Genomic DNA, 14,561 nt, shown 5'->3' on the forward strand with positions numbered 1-14,561 from the left:
GGGTGACTGACTTCGACGCCGTAGTGCTCGCAGGGGGCGCCGCCCGCAGGCTGGGCGGTGCCGACAAGCCCGGTCTGCGCGTGGGCGGCCGCACGCTGCTCGACAGGGTCCTCGGCGCGTGCGCGGACGCCGCCGACACCGTCGTGGTGGGCCCGCGCCGCCCCACCGCCCGGCCCGTGCGCTGGGCCCGTGAGCAGCCGCCGGGCGGCGGCCCGCTCGCCGCGCTCGCGGCCGGTCTCAAGGGGACGGAGGCCGCCCTGACGCTCGTACTCTCCGCCGACCTGCCGTTCCTGCGGGCCGACACCGTACGGGCGCTCCTCGCCGCCCTCACGGACGCCGGGGCCGGTACGGACGGGGTGCTGCTCGCCGACCCCGACGGGCGGGACCAGCCGCTGGTCGCCGCCTACCGAGGCGAGGCCCTCCGCCGGGAACTCGCCCTGCTCGCCGCCGAGCACGGCTCCCTCACCGGGCTGCCGCTCCGCCTGCTCACGGCCGAGCTGTCGCTCGGCAGGCTCCCGCACCCCACGGCGTCGTTCGACTGCGACACCTGGGAGGACGTCGCCACGGCCCGCGCGCGCATCAGGGACGATGGGGGCGTGCTGGAAGAATGGATCACCGCCGCCAAGGCCGAGCTCGGCATCGAACTCGACGTCGACACCGCCGTCCTCCTCGATCTCGCGCGGGACGCCGCGCACGGGGTGGCCCGTCCCGCGGCGCCCCTGACGACGTTCCTCGTCGGCTACGCGGCCGCGCTGCGGGGCGGCGGAGAGGCGGCCGTCACGGAGGCGACCCGGGAGGCGGTCGCGCTCGCCCTGCGCTGGGCCGACGAGGCCGCGGCCACGGACGGCGGCAAGGCCGCCGGGGCCCCGCACGCGCCCGAAGAGTCGGAATGACCTCCCGGGAGGACGCCTCCGCGCTCGACCGCGCGGCGGACGAGGCACTTGCGCTGCTCGCGGACGACCGCCGCGCGCGTGGCCGCCCGCGCGGCGGGGCGCCGACGGCCGCCGGTGCCGGCCGCCCGGCCGGGACCCCGGCCGACCCGCTGCTCATGGCCGACCCGTTCGCCCCCTGGGCGGAGGATCACCTCGCCGGTACCGCGGAGGAGCACCTCGCCGGTACCGGTGGGACGGCACGCGGCGACGCTGCCCCCGGGCCGTGCGCCGGCCTTCCCCCGCAGCGGGCGGAGGACGAGCGCGGACATGGCGCGGGCGCGGCGGAGGAGGAACCGTCGGCCGTCACCGACGTGCTGTCGCTGCTCGCGGAAGACCGCTCGGCGCGCCCGGCCGGGGGCGGCAGGTCCCGTCGTGAAACGCCGTTCGACCACGGCTGGTTCCCTTTCGACCCCGAGCCCGTCTCCGGGCCTGGGTCCGTCCCCGAGCCCGAGCCGGCTCCCGGCCTCGGATCCGCCTCCGGCCTCGAAGCCGCCCTCGGCTCCAAGCCCGCCCCAGGCCCCGAGCCGGTGCCTGCCTCCGAGTCCGTCCCCGGCTCCAAGCCCCCCACCAGCTTCGGGTCCATCCCCGCCCCCGCCCCGGTCACCGTTCCCACCGCGGCCCCCGCCGACTCGACCCCCGCCCCCACTCCCACTCCCCGCGAGTACGAGTTCCTCTTCGCGGCCGACGACGCGCGTGAGTCCGCCCCCATGACGTCCCTCCCCTGGCCCGACGCCCGTGCCGTCGCCGCCCGTGCCACCGTGCCCCTGCCGCCCGCCGACCAGGAGCTCGGCGAGGCGCTCGGGCAGGTGCTCGCCGTGCCGCTCGTCGCCCTCACCGACCTGCCGTCCTTCGACACCTCCGCCATGGACGGCTGGGCGGTCGCCGGACCCGGCCCGTGGCGGCTGCCCGCCGCCCAGGAAGGCCCGGGCGTCCTCGCCGGCGCCGACCACGGCGGAGCGCCGCCGCTGCGCGACGGACACGCCGTAAGGATCGCGACCGGCGCGCCCGTCCCGCCCGGCACCACCGCGGTCCTGCGCAGCGAGCACGGCGAGGTGACCGGCCCGGACGCCCCGCACCCCGAACTCCACGCCACCCGCCGCCTCTCCCAGGGCCAGGACATCCGCCCCCGCGGCCAGGAGTGCCGCCACGGCGACCAACTCCTGCCCCAGGGCACCGTCGTGACGCCCGCCGTGCTCGGCCTGGCCGCCGCCGCGGGCTACGACAGCCTCCACGTCACGCGCCGCCCCCGCGCCGAGGTGCTCGTCCTCGGTGACGAACTGCTGCGTGAGGGCCTCCCCCACGGAGGCCGGATCCGCGACGCCCTCGGCCCCATGCTGGGACCGTGGCTCACGGCCCTCGGCGCCGAGGTGACCGCGATCCGTCGGCTCGGCGACGACACGGACGCCCTGCGCTCCGCCCTCGCCGGCTCCACCGCCGACGTCGTCGTCACCACCGGCGGCACCGCCGCGGGCCCCGTCGACTACGTCCACGCCATCCTGCGCGGGCTCGACGCCGAGCTCCTGGTCGACGGTGTCGCGGTCCGGCCCGGTCACCCGATGCTGCTCGCCCGGCTCGCCCCCGGCCGGCACCTCGTCGGCCTGCCGGGCAACCCCCTGGCCGCCGTCGCCGGACTGCTGACGCTCGCCGAGCCCCTGCTCCGTACGCTCTCCGCGCGCCCTTCGCCCGCCCTCTACCGGGCCGCCCTTACGGACGCCGTCAAGGGCCACCCCGACGACACCCGGCTCGTCCCCGTCGTCAGCCGGCACAGCGACAGCGCGGAGCCCCTCCGCTTCCACGGGCCCGCCATGCTGCGCGGCCTCGCCGCCGCCGACGCGCTCGCCGTCATCCCGCCGGGCGGCGCGGCCCGGGGCGCCCGGGCCGGCATCCTCGAACTGCCCTGGGCTGCGGCCGGGGCGTGAGCCGACCCGTAGGCAGGTAAGCCCGTACGTCCGTCACCTAAGCCCGTACGCCCGTCACGTAAGCCCGTACGTCCGTAAGGAGAGAGGCGGCGGCCGGCCGCCGCCCCCTCCTCCGTCACTCCGCCGCCGGCGCCGCCGCCTGCTTGATCGTGATCACCCGGTCCGCGAGGTGCAGCGTCGCCGCCTCCGGGTCCGTGAAGTGCAGCAGCCTGTGACCCCGTACGACCGCGACGACGAGGTCCGCGCAGTCGCGCGGCGAGTTGCCCGCCTCCCGCTTGGTCACGGGCCGCTCCACGACGTCCAGGCCGTTGCCGTACGTCAGCAGGTCCTCCAGCACCGTGCCGACGTTCGGGCTCATCATCGACATGCCGAGCAGCCGGCCCGCCGAGCTCGAGCTCGTCACGACCGTGTTCGCGCCGCTCTGCCGCAGCAGCGGCACGTTCTCGTCCTCCCGCACGGCCACGACGATCGTGGCCGCCTTGTTGAGCTGTCGCGCGGTCAGCGTGACCAGGGCGGCCGTGTCGTCCCGCTCCGTGCAGATCACGACCTGGGAGGCCCGCTGGAGCTCGGCGCGGAGCAGCGTCTCGGAGCGGGTGGCGTCGCCCAGGACGCCCACCAGGCCGTCGCTGGAGGCCGCGTCGACGACCTTCTTCTGCGGGTCCACCACGACGATCTTGTCCTTGGGCTTGCCCTGGCCGACCAGCGTCTCGATGGCGTGCCGGCCCTTGGTGCCGTAGCCGACGACGACGGTGTGCTCTCGCATGCGGGACCTCCAGCGGTGGATGCGCACCTGCTGGCGCGTCCGTTCGGTCAGCACTTCCAGGGTGGTGCCGACCAGAATGATCAGGAACAACACGCGCAATGGCGTGATCAAGAAGATATTCGTCAGCCGGGCCCCGTCGCTCACGGGCGTGATGTCGCCGTATCCGGTGGTCGACAGGGTGACGGTCGCGTAGTACGCGGAATCGAGGAAGTCGACGGAGCCGTCGGAGTTGTCGTTGTACCCCTCGCGGTCGAGGTAGACGAGCAGGGTCGTCAGGGCGAGCACGCTCAGCGCCATGACGAGCCGCCGCAGCACCTGCCGCAGCGGTGCCGCCACGTTCTGGACCGGCATGACGATGGCCCGCCCGGCCTCCGCGTCCTCCTCGGCCTCGCTCCTGGTGCGTCGCCACAGCGACCGGAGGAGAGAGATTCTGGTCATCTTGCCCGTAGCCATGCGCTCCATGTTCCGTGATGTGCGGAAGGACCCGGGAGTAGCCTCGCGGGCATGCATGCGATCACCATCAACGAACCCGGCGGCCCGGAGTCCCTGGTCTGGTCCGAGGTGCCCGATCCCGTGCCCGGCGAGGGCGAGGTCCTGGTCGAGGTCGTCGCCGGCGCCGTCAACCGCGCGGACGTGATGCAGCGTCAGGGTTTCTACGACCCGCCGCCCGGCGCGTCCCCCTACCCCGGGCTGGAGTGCTCCGGACGGATCGCCGCGCTCGGGCCCGGGGTGGCCGGCTGGGCCGTCGGCGACGAGGTGTGCGCGCTGCTGGCGGGCGGCGGCTACGCGGAGAAGGTCTGCGTCCCGGCCGGCCAGCTGCTGCCCGTACCGGACGGCATGGACCTCGTCACGGCCGCCGCGCTGCCCGAAGTCACCGCCACCGTGTGGTCCAACGTCTTCATGGTCGCCCACCTGCGCCCCGGCGAGACCCTGCTCGTCCACGGCGGCGGCAGCGGCATCGGCACCATGGCCGTCCAGCTGGCCAAGGCGGTCGGCGCGCGCGTCGCGGTCACCGCGGGCAGCCAGGAGAAGCTGGAGCGCTGCCGCGAGCTCGGTGCCGACATCCTTATCGACTACCGGCGGCAGGACTTCGTCGAGGAGCTCGACAAGGTGACGGGCGGCGTCGGCGCCGACGTCATCCTCGACATCCTGGGCGCGAAGTACCTCGCCCGGAACGTGGCCGCCCTCGCCGTCAACGGCCGGCTGGTCGTCATCGGCCTCCAGGGCGGCCGTAAGGCCGAACTGGACCTCGGCACGCTGCTCACCAAGCGGGCCGCCGTCCTGGCCACCTCGCTGCGGGCCCGGCCGCTCCAGGAGAAGGCGGCGATCGTCGCCGCCGTGCGCGAGCACGTCTGGCCGCTGATCGCCGGCGGGCGGGTACGGGCGGTGGTCGACCGCACGCTGCCGATGCGGGACGCGGCGCAGGCCCACCGGATCCTGGAGGAGAGCTCCCACGTCGGGAAGATCCTGCTGACGACCTGAGGGCGCCGCCGGGCGCACGCGGCCGCCCCCCTCGGCCCCGGCCGTCGTCCCTCCCTCGGTCCCGCCGGTCTCTCCCTGTATCCCCCCCCCCGCGTTCACCCGGTCGGCCGCGCGCGCGTGCCGTGCCGCACCGGCCGGGTGAGGCTGGGGTGCGTGGACCGTGGACCGCGCGCGATATCCCCGGCCCGGCGGGCGCTGTCCCTCGCCGGGCCGGCGCTGGCGGCGGCGGCCGTGCTGGCCGCCCCCGCCTTCCACCACGCGCAACGACCGGACGACGCGTCGCCCGCCCGGGCCGCGTCCGCGCCCACCCCGGCCCTGTCCCAGCCCCCGCCGGGCGACGACGACCGGCTCGCCGGGAGTCACGCGGGGGAGGGCCGCACCCACCCCGGCCGGCCGCTGGAGACCGGGCCCGGGACCCCCTCGCCCTCCGGCGCCCGGCCGTTCCCGCCGTCCTCGCCGGGCGCTCCTCCCGACGACCCCGAGGCCGGACGCGCGCCCGGTCAGGCGTGGCCGCCCGCGGACCCCGGCGGGGCACCGGCGTCGGCCCCCGGTGGCGACACGCCCGGCGAAGGGCCCCCCGGTACCGGTGACGACGGGGCCGAGGGCGGCCCCGCCGCGGCCGCGCCCGGCGAGGACGAGGCCCTGGAGGACGGCGACCGGGTCATGCGCGTCCTGCCGCTGGGCACCGGAATGACCCTCACCGGCCTGGGCCTCGGCTACTTCGCCCTCCGGTTGCGGCGCGCGAGGTGAACAGGGGGCGCGCGGTAAGGCGCGTCGCACGGTGGATCAGGCGTGTGCGGGGGCATCACCAGGGGGAAATCACCTGTGCGAGAGAATGGCGGCATGGATATGCCGAGGAATGAACGGTCGCAGGAGAGCCCGCACGTCCTGGTCGTAGGCCCGGACGGCATGGCTCTCGGCAGCACCAACCCCGGCGACGGGGAAGGTGACGACGAGTCGCGCGAGGTCCCCGTGACGGAGATGGTCGAACAGCCCGCGAAGGTCATGCGCATCGGCAGCATGATCAAGCAGTTGCTGGAGGAAGTCCGCGCCGCGCCTCTGGACGAGGCGAGCCGGGTCCGGCTCAAGGAGATCCACCACAGCTCCGTGCGCGAGCTGGAGGACGGTCTCGCGCCCGAGCTCGTCGAGGAACTGGAGCGCCTCTCCCTGCCCTTCACCGACGAGACGATCCCCACCGAGGCGGAACTGCGCATCGCGCAGGCGCAGTTGGTCGGCTGGCTGGAAGGGCTCTTCCACGGCATCCAGACGACGCTTTTCGCCCAGCAGATGGCGGCACGCGCGCAGCTGGAGCAGATGCGCAGGGCCCTCCCGCCCGGCGTCCTGGGCGAGGACGACGGAGAGGGCCACCAGCACGGCGGGGCCCGCTCCGGCCCTTACCTGTAAGCCTGTGAGCCTGTAAGAGCGCGCGTACATGTGTGCCCGGTACGTCACCTGACGTACCGGGCACACATGCGACCGTCCTTACGGCGCGAGACCTCTTTAAGGCTTTACGGCGCGCTCGTCCTTACGACGCCGGGTCGCCCGTCGACACCGTCAGCACGAACATGTCGCTCGGCGACTTCGGGTCGAACGCGTCGCCCTCCTTGGGCGTCTGGCTGAGCACGGTGCCCTTGCCCCAGGTGTTCTCGTTCTGCTGGTCGATGCGGTACTTCCAGCCCGCGGCCTGGAGGCACGCCTTGACCGAGTCGACGTAGAAGTAGCTGAAGTTGGGCGCCGACTTCTTCGACTTGTCGTTGTAGTACTCGTAGGCCTTCGTGCACTTCTCCTTGTCGATGGCCTTCGACCGGTCGCCCTCGCGGTGCTTGCTCTGGGTGCCGCCGGTGGTGCCGCCCGTGCCGCCGGTGGAGCCGCCCGTCGTCGTGCCCCCGGCGGTGCCGCCGGCCGGGGCGCCCGTCACGGGAGGCGGCGAGTTCTTGCCGTCCGCCTCCTCGCCCTTGCCGGAGTTGCCGTTGAGCGCGATCGCGGCGATCACACCGATGACCGCGAGGACGGCGACGACGCCCGAGCCGATGATGACCGGCTTGTTGCTCTTGCCGCCGCCGGAGCCGCCCTGCGGCGCCGCGGCGGGCGAGGGGTTGATCGAGTACGGCGGGGGCGTGCCGGGACCGTTCGGCCCGCCGGCCTGGAACGGCTGTACGGGCGTGGGGTAGCCCGGAGCGCCCGGCGGCGGGGTGGCGGGCCCGTAGGAGGCGTACGGGCCCGGGGCGGGCTGGTACGGCGTCTGGACGGCCTGCGGGCCGGGCCCGGGGGTCTGCGCGTCGACGGGCGGGAAGACGGCCGAGCTCACGCCCGCGCCGCTGCGCGCCGGCGGGCCGCCCGCCACGATCACCGGCGAGGCCCCGGACTGCGCGGTGCCCGCGACCCGCGCGCACTCGTCGCGCATGGACTCGGCGCTCGGGAAGCGCTCGTTCGGGTTCTTCTTCAGCGCGCGGGCCACCAGGGCGTCCACGGCCGGCGGGATCGAACGATTGATCGAGGAGGGAGCGACGGGCTCCTCCTGGACGTGCGCGTACGCGATCGCCAGCGGGGAGTCCGCGTCGAACGGCAGTCGCCCGGTCAGCAGCTCGAAGAGCATGATGCCGACCGAGTACAGGTCGGAGCGGGCGTCGACGCCACGCCCGAGCGCCTGCTCCGGCGAGAGGTACTGGGGGGTGCCGACGACCATGCCGGTCTGGGTCATCGAGGTGACGCCGGACTGCATGGCGCGGGCGATGCCGAAGTCCATGACCTTGACCACGCCGCGCTTGGTCATCATCACGTTGCCCGGCTTGATGTCGCGGTGGACCAGCCCCATCTCATGGCTGACCTCCAGCGCGGCCAGCACATCGGCGGTGATCTTGAGCGCCTTCTCGGTCGGCATCGCGCCGAACTGCCGGACGTCGGCGTCGAGGACCGAGCGCAGCGGTTGGCCCTCGACGTACTCCATGACGATGTACGGCATGGTCGAGCCGTCGAGGTCGTCCTCGCCGGTGTCGAAGACCGAGACGATGTTCGTGTGTGTGAGCTTGGCGACGGCCTGGGCCTCGCGCCGGAACCGCTCGCGGAAGGACGCCTCGCGGCCCAGCTCCGTGTGCAGTGTCTTGATCGCGACCTGGCGGTCGAGAACGCTGTCGTACGCCAGGTGGACCGAGGCCATCCCGCCTTCGCCCAGCAGGTCGCGCAGCTGGTAGCGGCCGCCGCCGACAGACCGGCCCGTGTAGCGGCCCTGAGCGCCGTCCTGGCTCATCGTTCTACTTCCCCCTCGCGGCGAACTGCCCGGCGTACGGTTCCGGCAGGTGCCGGCTGCGCCGATGGATCTCGGCCAAGTCTGCCCGAGGCGGCGGGCACGTCAAGCCGCGTGCCCGTTCCGTGACGGGATGCGCGACAACACGTCACGAGATTTGCCTTGCTCAGGGGCGTGCGGGTTTGATAGCGCGTCCATCCCGGACCGGCGCGCGCCGTGGAGCCTGTAGCGTGCCTTAGCGGAAGACCGTTTTCCCCGCGCCGCGCCTCCCACGCGCAGCGGACAGACACGACGGCGAGGACTGATGGCACAGACGCAGAGCGCCCAGGGTCCGACAGACCCTGACGCCAACGGGGGCGGCATGCCCGATGTGCCTGAAATGTGGGGCAATGGCGGCCTGGTCGGAGACGGCCGCTACCGCCTCACCCACAGGCTCGGCCGCGGTGGCATGGCGGAGGTGTTCGCCGCCGAGGACGTGCGCCTCGGCCGTACGGTCGCGGTGAAGCTGCTCCGGGCCGACCTCGCGGAGGACCCGGTCTCGAAGGCGCGCTTCACCCGCGAGGCGCAGTCGGTGGCCGGGCTGAACCACCACGCTGTGGTCGCGGTCTACGACTCCGGCGAGGACACCGTCGGCCGCAACGTCGTGCCGTACATCGTCATGGAGCTTGTTGAAGGCCGCACTATTCGCGACCTGTTGCTGGGCGCCGAGACCCCGCCGCCCGACCAGGCCCTGATCATCGTCTCGGGGGTGCTGGAGGCCCTGGCCTACAGCCACCAGCACGGCATCGTGCACCGTGACATCAAGCCCGCCAACGTGATCATCACGAACAACGGCGCGGTCAAGGTCATGGACTTCGGCATCGCCCGCGCCCTGCACGGCGCGGCCTCCACCATGACCCAGACCGGCATGGTCATGGGCACGCCGCAGTACCTCTCGCCCGAGCAGGCGCTCGGCAAGACGGTCGACGCGCGCTCGGATCTCTACGCCACCGGCTGCCTGCTCTACGAACTGCTGGCGCTGCGTCCCCCGTTCACCGGCGAGACCCCGCTGTCGGTCGTCTACCAGCACGTCCAGGACACCCCGGTCGCGCCGTCGCAGGTCCTCGGCAGCGTGCCGCCGGAGCTCGACGGGCTGGTCATGCGCTCCCTCGCCAAGGACCCGGACGACCGGTTCCAGAGCGCCGAGGAGATGCGCGGGCTGGTCCAGTACGCGCTGCAGATGCTGCACGACGCGGGCGCCCACTCGGGCTCCTGGGACACCGGTCCGGTCGCGCACGCCACCGCCGCCACCCAGGCCCTGGGCATGGGCGGCATGGGCGGTGGCATGGCCGGGACCACCGCCATGCCGCACCCGGTGCACGGCAGCACCTCGCAGCAGCCGATCATCCCGTCGCGCGGCGGTGACAACGGCGGCTTCGACGGCTACGGCGGCGGCCGGGGCGGTGGCGGCGGCAAGGGCAAGATGGTGCTGATCGCCGTGGTCGCGCTGATCGCGGTCGTGGCGGGCGTGGCCTTCGCGATGAAGATGGGCGGCAAGTCCGACAACGACAAGGACACGAAGTCGCCCAAGCCGTCGACCAGCTCCTCCTCGTCCGCGAACCCGTCCCCCAGCCCGGAGACCTCCCGGAAGCCCACCCCCGTCGGCCAGCCCGAGGGCGGCACCACGGGCGAGCGGGAGTCCGACACCTCCAGCACCGGCGGTGGCCAGGAGCCGGACGGCGACACCGGTTCGCACCACTCGACCAAGCCGTCCGGGAAGCCCTCGAACGACCCGTCGACCCCGCCGACCCCTTCGGGCGAGCCGTCGACGAAGCCGTCGGGCGACGAGAAGCCCCCGACCGGTGGCAACACCAACGCCGGCCAGGACGGCGGCAGCGCGAGCACGGGCACCTCGGCCGGCCAGGTCGGCGGCCCCGGCACCACGACCGTCGGCCAGGGCACCGGCACCACGCCCTGACGGACGCGCGCACCCGGCCGATGAGCCCGGTGGCGGTTACCTCCCGGTATCCGCCACCGGGCTCGTTCGTTCCCGGCCGGCTTCGGCCGAACCCCGCGCGCCCCGGGCGCCCTCAGTCCGTGAACGCCTCGCGCACCGCGCCGTACGAGCGCGTCCACCACACGGACAGCGCCGCCGACGCGGGGAAGCCGGGGTCGGCGCGGTGGTCGCCGAGCTGGTAGCGCCAGCGCAGCATCCAGAAGTCGTTGAGCCGCTCCCACCACACGCGGTGCACCGCCGCCGCCAGTTCGGCCGTGTCCGCCCCGCAGGCCCGGCGGTAGGCGCGCGCGTACGGCCGTATCTTCGCGAGGTCCAGCGTGCCGTCGGGGCGCAGGAAGAAGATCACGGCGGCGCGTACGGCCTCCTCGGCGCGGGGCTGGACGCCCAGCCGGTCCCAGTCGACGATCGCGGCCGGCTCGCCGCCGCGGTAGAGCAGGTTGAGCGGGTGGAAGTCGCCGTGCACCCAGCCGCGGGCGGGCGCGGCGGCCGGTCGGCGGTGGGCGTGCCGTTCCAGCAGGGCGCGGCGTTCGACGAGCCGGTGTTCGGCCAGCTCGTCGAAGGAGTCGCGGGGCCGGCGCCGGACGAGCCCCAGGAGCTCCTCGATGAGGGCGTACGTGTCCTGGGGGTCCGCGGCGGCGTCCTGGGCCTGCCAGGGGTCCCCGAGGCCGCCAGAGGGTCCCTCAGGGCCTTCCTGGGCCCCGTGCGGGTGCTCGGCGGCCGGGCTCTCCTCGCGGCAGACCTCCTCCAGGCACATGTGCACATGGCCCAGCAGCGCCCCGAGCCGGCGGGACTGCGCGCGGGTCAGCTCGCCGCCGTCGTGGTGGCGGCCCTCGACCCACGGATGCAGGGCGTAGCAGCGGCCGTCGAGGACGGTGACGGTGGAGCCCTGGGCGTCCGCCACGGGCGGGGCGACGGGCAGGCCGAGGGCGGCCAGCCGCAGGGTGACGGCGTGCTGGCGGGCGATGGCGGCCTGGTCGCCGTCGAGGTGGTGCTTGAGGAAGAAGCGGCCCCGGGTGGTGGTGAGGCGGTAGCCGCGGTTGAGGAGGCCCTCGGTCAGCGGTACGCACCCGAGCGGTTCGCCGGCCTGCCCGTAGAGGCGCAGAAGGCTGTGCAGGGTGGTGCCGTCGAGCGCTTCCGTTCCCGCGGGCCCGCCGGGGCCGTTGACGCCCACGGGGCTGGTGATGCCGGTGGTGCCCCCGGTCCCCCCGCGGGTGCCGTCAGGTCTCGCCCGGCCGGGTCGCGGGCGGCCGGCGTCCCTCCGGACTCCGCCGACGGGAGAGACGACGGGGGGCGGGACAAGTGAGCGCGGCACGCTCCAAATGTTAGATCACGCTGAGTGCGCGACCTGTCGTGCGGGTACGCCTTCGAGGTGGTGCAAGGTGATGAACTGCGGTTCGATGCACAGGTATTCGGGATCGAAGGGCGTGTCGTCCGCGGTGCGCGGGGGCCGGCCGAAGCGGTCGAGTTCGGCGGGGCCGGGCGTGAAGAGCCGTGCGGTGCCGACGAATTGCACGGTCCAGACGGACTCGTCGCCCTCGGGGCGCCCGCTGAGGTTGTCCGCGCCGTACGCGACGACGTTGCCGTCGCACGCCTGGGCGTAGCCGAAGCCGCCGTGCAGGCGCAGCAGCACCTGCCGGCCGGAGACGATGTGCCGGGCGACGGTGACGAAGGGCAGTGCGCGCATGCTCACCGAGACCCTGCCGTAAGGGGTGCGGTCGAGCAGTTCGAGCGCGCGGTACTGGTCGCGGTCCTGGTGACCGGTGGAGAGCCCGGTGGGCGCGGAGAGCATGGTCACCACTGTGCACGCCGGGCGCCAGGGCCTATAGGGGCACCCGCCCTTATGCGGCGGGACGTTGGTCCCGAATCACCATTTTCCACTCGATACGGTGAACTGTGGCGGCGGAACGGGTGGTGGCGCGGGCGGTGGTGCGGGGGCGCGTTCCATGCGAGGGCGCGTTCCATGCGAGGGCGCTCCGTAAGGACGCCGCGTCGGGGCGCGGCGTCCTTACGGAGGCCCGCGGGCGTGCGGCGGTCTCCCGCCCGGCTCAGCGCTTCTCGGCCTGGAGGCGGGCCACATAGGCGGCCGCCTGGGAGCGCCGCTCCATGCCGAGCTTGGACAGCAGGCTGGAGACGTAGTTCTTGATGGTCTTCTCGGCGAGGTGCAGCCGCTCGCCGATGGCCCGGTTGGTCAGGCCCTCGCCGATCAGGTCGAGGATCCGCCGCTCCTGGTCGGTCAGGTTGGCGAGCCGGTCGTCGCCCTTGGGGTCCTTGCCGTCGCGCAGCCGCTCCAGCACCCGGGCGGTCGCCACGGGGTCCAGCAGGGACTTGCCGGCCGCGACGTCCCGCACCGCGGACAGGAGCTCATTGCCACGGATCGCTTTCAGAACGTAACCGGACGCGCCCGCCATGATCGCGTCGAACAGCGCCTCGTCATCGGCGAAGGAGGTGAGCATCAAACATTTGATGTTCTCGTCCTGAGTACGAATTTCCCTACAAACTTCGACGCCGCTGCCATCCGGAAGGCGCACATCCAGAACCGCGACGTCGGGGCGGGTCGCCGGAATGCGCACCAGCGCGTCCGCCGCCGTACCGGCCTCTCCGACGACCTCGATGTCCTCCTCCACGGAGAGCATCTCGTGCACGCCACGCCGGACGACCTCGTGGTCGTCGAGCAGAAATACCGTGATTTTTCGCTGTTCGGGCACAGTGCCAGTCTCACACACCAACTCTTCCCCTGCTCTTGTTCTCCGGGATAACGTGCGGTCGTTCCGGCAGCCCGCAGGGGCTGTGCTCACAAGGACGTGACCAGGAGCGTTGCCCAGCTTTCTCGATTTACTTGGAAATCCAAGCAAAATTGCAGGTCAGGCAGGGTTTCGCAGGAATGCGGCCTTCTGGGTAACGTGCTTATTGCAGGCCTTTGGCCGGGGCGCCTGTCACGCCCGGTTTCCGGCCTCGGCACACCCACCCCGTGTGCCGTCGGGGATCGAGCGAGCCTTCTCCTGCCTCACGGCGGGGGAACCCCCTCTGGCCGCCGGCGACCCCGGGGGCCGGACAGACGGAGGAGCACACGTGACTGTGGACAGCACTGCCGCGCGCAAGCCGCGCCGTGGCAGCAGCAAGCGCGCCGGGGCCAAGACCCGCGCCGCCGCGCCGGGCGAGCCCGAGCTCGTACAGCTGCTGACACCGGAGGGCGAGCGGGTCGAGCACCCCGACTACTCCATCGACCTGACCGCCGAAGAACTGCGTGGCCTGTACCGCGACATGGTGCTGACCCGCCGCTTCGACGCGGAGGCGACCACTCTTCAGCGCCAGGGCGAACTGGGCCTGTGGGCCTCGCTGCTCGGCCAGGAGGCCGCGCAGATCGGCTCCGGCCGGGCGACCCGCGCCGACGACTACGTCTTCCCGACCTACCGCGAGCACGGCGTGGCCTGGTGCCGCGGGGTCGACCCCACCAACCTGCTGGGCATGTTCCGCGGCGTCAACCACGGTGGCTGGGACCCGAACGAGAACAACTTCCACCTCTACACGATCGTCATCGGCTCGCAGGCGCTGCACGCCACCGGCTACGCCATGGGCGTGGCCAAGGACGGCGCCGACTCCGCCGTGATCGCCTACTTCGGCGACGGCGCGTCCAGCCAGGGCGACGTGGCGGAGGCGTTCACGTTCTCGGCGGTCTACAACGCCCCGGTCGTGTTCTTCTGCCAGAACAACCAGTGGGCGATCTCCGAGCCCACCGAGCGCCAGACCCGTGTGCCGCTCTACCAGCGCGCGCAGGGCTACGGCTTCCCGGGCGTCCGCGTCGACGGCAACGACGTCCTCGCCGTGCTGGCCGTCACCAAGGCCGCCCTGGAGCGCGCCCGCACCGGCCAGGGCCCCATGCTCATCGAGGCGTTCACGTACCGCATGGGCGCCCACACCACCTCCGACGACCCGACGAAGTACCGCCGGGACGAGGAGCGCGAGCTGTGGGAGGCCAAGGACCCGATCCTGCGGCTGCGCACCTACCTGGACCGCGAGGGCCTCGCCGACGAGGCGTTCTTCGCCGCCCTGGAGACCGAGGCCGACGCGCTCGCCAAGCGGGTGCGCGACGCCGTCCGGACCATGCCGGACCCCGACAACATGGTGATCTTCGAGAACATCTACGCCGACGGCCACGCCCTCGTGGACGAAGAGCGCGCCCAGTTCGCCGCGTACCAGGCGTCCTTCGCAGAGGAGAGCAACTGAG

12 protein-coding genes are annotated in these 14,561 nt (G+C 73.4%); 7 read left to right on the forward strand and 5 right to left on the reverse strand.

The features are described from left to right. Positions 1 to 2: 2 nt before the first annotated feature. Both LUZ64_RS12045 and LUZ64_RS12050 read left to right on the forward strand, forming a co-directional pair. On the forward strand, positions 3 to 893 hold the full coding sequence (locus LUZ64_RS12045) for an NTP transferase domain-containing protein (protein WP_095584676.1): 891 nt from the start codon (positions 3 to 5) through the stop codon (positions 891 to 893). Between the two features lie 620 nt (positions 894 to 1,513). After that, positions 1,514 to 2,851 (forward strand): molybdopterin molybdotransferase MoeA, encoded by a 1,338-nt coding sequence (locus LUZ64_RS12050; RefSeq protein WP_372471961.1) that lies wholly within the window; start codon positions 1,514 to 1,516, stop codon positions 2,849 to 2,851. Positions 2,852 to 2,966: 115 nt separating this feature from the next. On the opposite strand, the gene LUZ64_RS12055 is transcribed toward LUZ64_RS12050, so the two are convergent. Further along, positions 2,967 to 4,067 carry a potassium channel family protein gene (locus tag LUZ64_RS12055; RefSeq protein ID WP_232389896.1) on the reverse strand — a complete coding sequence of 367 codons (1,101 nt, stop codon included), beginning with the start codon at positions 4,065 to 4,067 and terminating at the stop codon, positions 2,967 to 2,969. Between the two features lie 51 nt (positions 4,068 to 4,118). Here LUZ64_RS12055 and LUZ64_RS12060 point away from each other — a divergent pair, with 51 nt between their 5' ends. From LUZ64_RS12060 to LUZ64_RS12070, 3 genes are all read left to right on the forward strand, one after another. Continuing rightward, positions 4,119 to 5,096: an NAD(P)H-quinone oxidoreductase gene (locus LUZ64_RS12060; RefSeq protein ID WP_095585059.1), complete on the forward strand. Its 978-nt coding sequence runs from the start codon at positions 4,119 to 4,121 to the stop codon at positions 5,094 to 5,096. 153 nt (positions 5,097 to 5,249) lie between these two features. After that, entirely contained in the window at positions 5,250 to 5,846 is a 597-nt protein-coding gene (locus LUZ64_RS12065) for a hypothetical protein (RefSeq protein WP_232389895.1), read from the forward strand. A gap of 93 nt (positions 5,847 to 5,939) precedes the next feature. Next, the gene (locus tag LUZ64_RS12070) at positions 5,940 to 6,500 is read left to right on the forward strand and encodes a bacterial proteasome activator family protein (protein WP_095578535.1); all 561 of its coding nucleotides are present in this window, start codon (positions 5,940 to 5,942) and stop codon (positions 6,498 to 6,500) included. A gap of 121 nt (positions 6,501 to 6,621) precedes the next feature. Here LUZ64_RS12070 and LUZ64_RS12075 read toward each other — a convergent pair whose 3' ends face one another. Then, positions 6,622 to 8,343 (reverse strand): protein kinase domain-containing protein, encoded by a 1,722-nt coding sequence (locus LUZ64_RS12075; protein WP_095578536.1) that lies wholly within the window; start codon positions 8,341 to 8,343, stop codon positions 6,622 to 6,624. A gap of 301 nt (positions 8,344 to 8,644) precedes the next feature. On the opposite strand from LUZ64_RS12075, the gene LUZ64_RS12080 reads away from it, so the two are divergent. After that, positions 8,645 to 10,297, forward strand: coding sequence for a protein kinase domain-containing protein (locus tag LUZ64_RS12080; protein WP_095578537.1), 1,653 nt, complete (start codon positions 8,645 to 8,647; stop codon positions 10,295 to 10,297). Between the two features lie 112 nt (positions 10,298 to 10,409). Here the strand turns inward: LUZ64_RS12080 and LUZ64_RS12085 are convergent, their stop codons facing one another. The 3 genes from LUZ64_RS12085 to LUZ64_RS12095 form a co-directional block, all read right to left on the reverse strand. Further along, positions 10,410 to 11,507 carry a phosphotransferase gene (locus LUZ64_RS12085; protein WP_095578538.1) on the reverse strand — a complete coding sequence of 366 codons (1,098 nt, stop codon included), beginning with the start codon at positions 11,505 to 11,507 and terminating at the stop codon, positions 10,410 to 10,412. Between the two features lie 156 nt (positions 11,508 to 11,663). Next, complete coding sequence (locus LUZ64_RS12090; protein ID WP_095578560.1) at positions 11,664 to 12,125, reverse strand: pyridoxamine 5'-phosphate oxidase family protein; 462 nt, start codon at positions 12,123 to 12,125, stop codon at positions 11,664 to 11,666. Positions 12,126 to 12,381: 256 nt separating this feature from the next. Then, on the reverse strand, positions 12,382 to 13,041 hold the full coding sequence (locus LUZ64_RS12095) for a response regulator (protein ID WP_095578539.1): 660 nt from the start codon (positions 13,039 to 13,041) through the stop codon (positions 12,382 to 12,384). A gap of 364 nt (positions 13,042 to 13,405) precedes the next feature. Between LUZ64_RS12095 and pdhA the strand changes: the two genes are divergently transcribed. Then, positions 13,406 to 14,560: a pyruvate dehydrogenase (acetyl-transferring) E1 component subunit alpha gene (pdhA, locus tag LUZ64_RS12100; RefSeq protein ID WP_095578540.1), complete on the forward strand. Its 1,155-nt coding sequence runs from the start codon at positions 13,406 to 13,408 to the stop codon at positions 14,558 to 14,560. The last annotated feature ends 1 nt before the right edge of the window (position 14,561 follow it).

Origin of the sequence: Streptomyces albireticuli (genome assembly GCF_021228125.1) — a bacterium.
In the GTDB taxonomy this organism is placed as follows: domain Bacteria; phylum Actinomycetota; class Actinomycetes; order Streptomycetales; family Streptomycetaceae; genus Streptomyces; species Streptomyces albireticuli.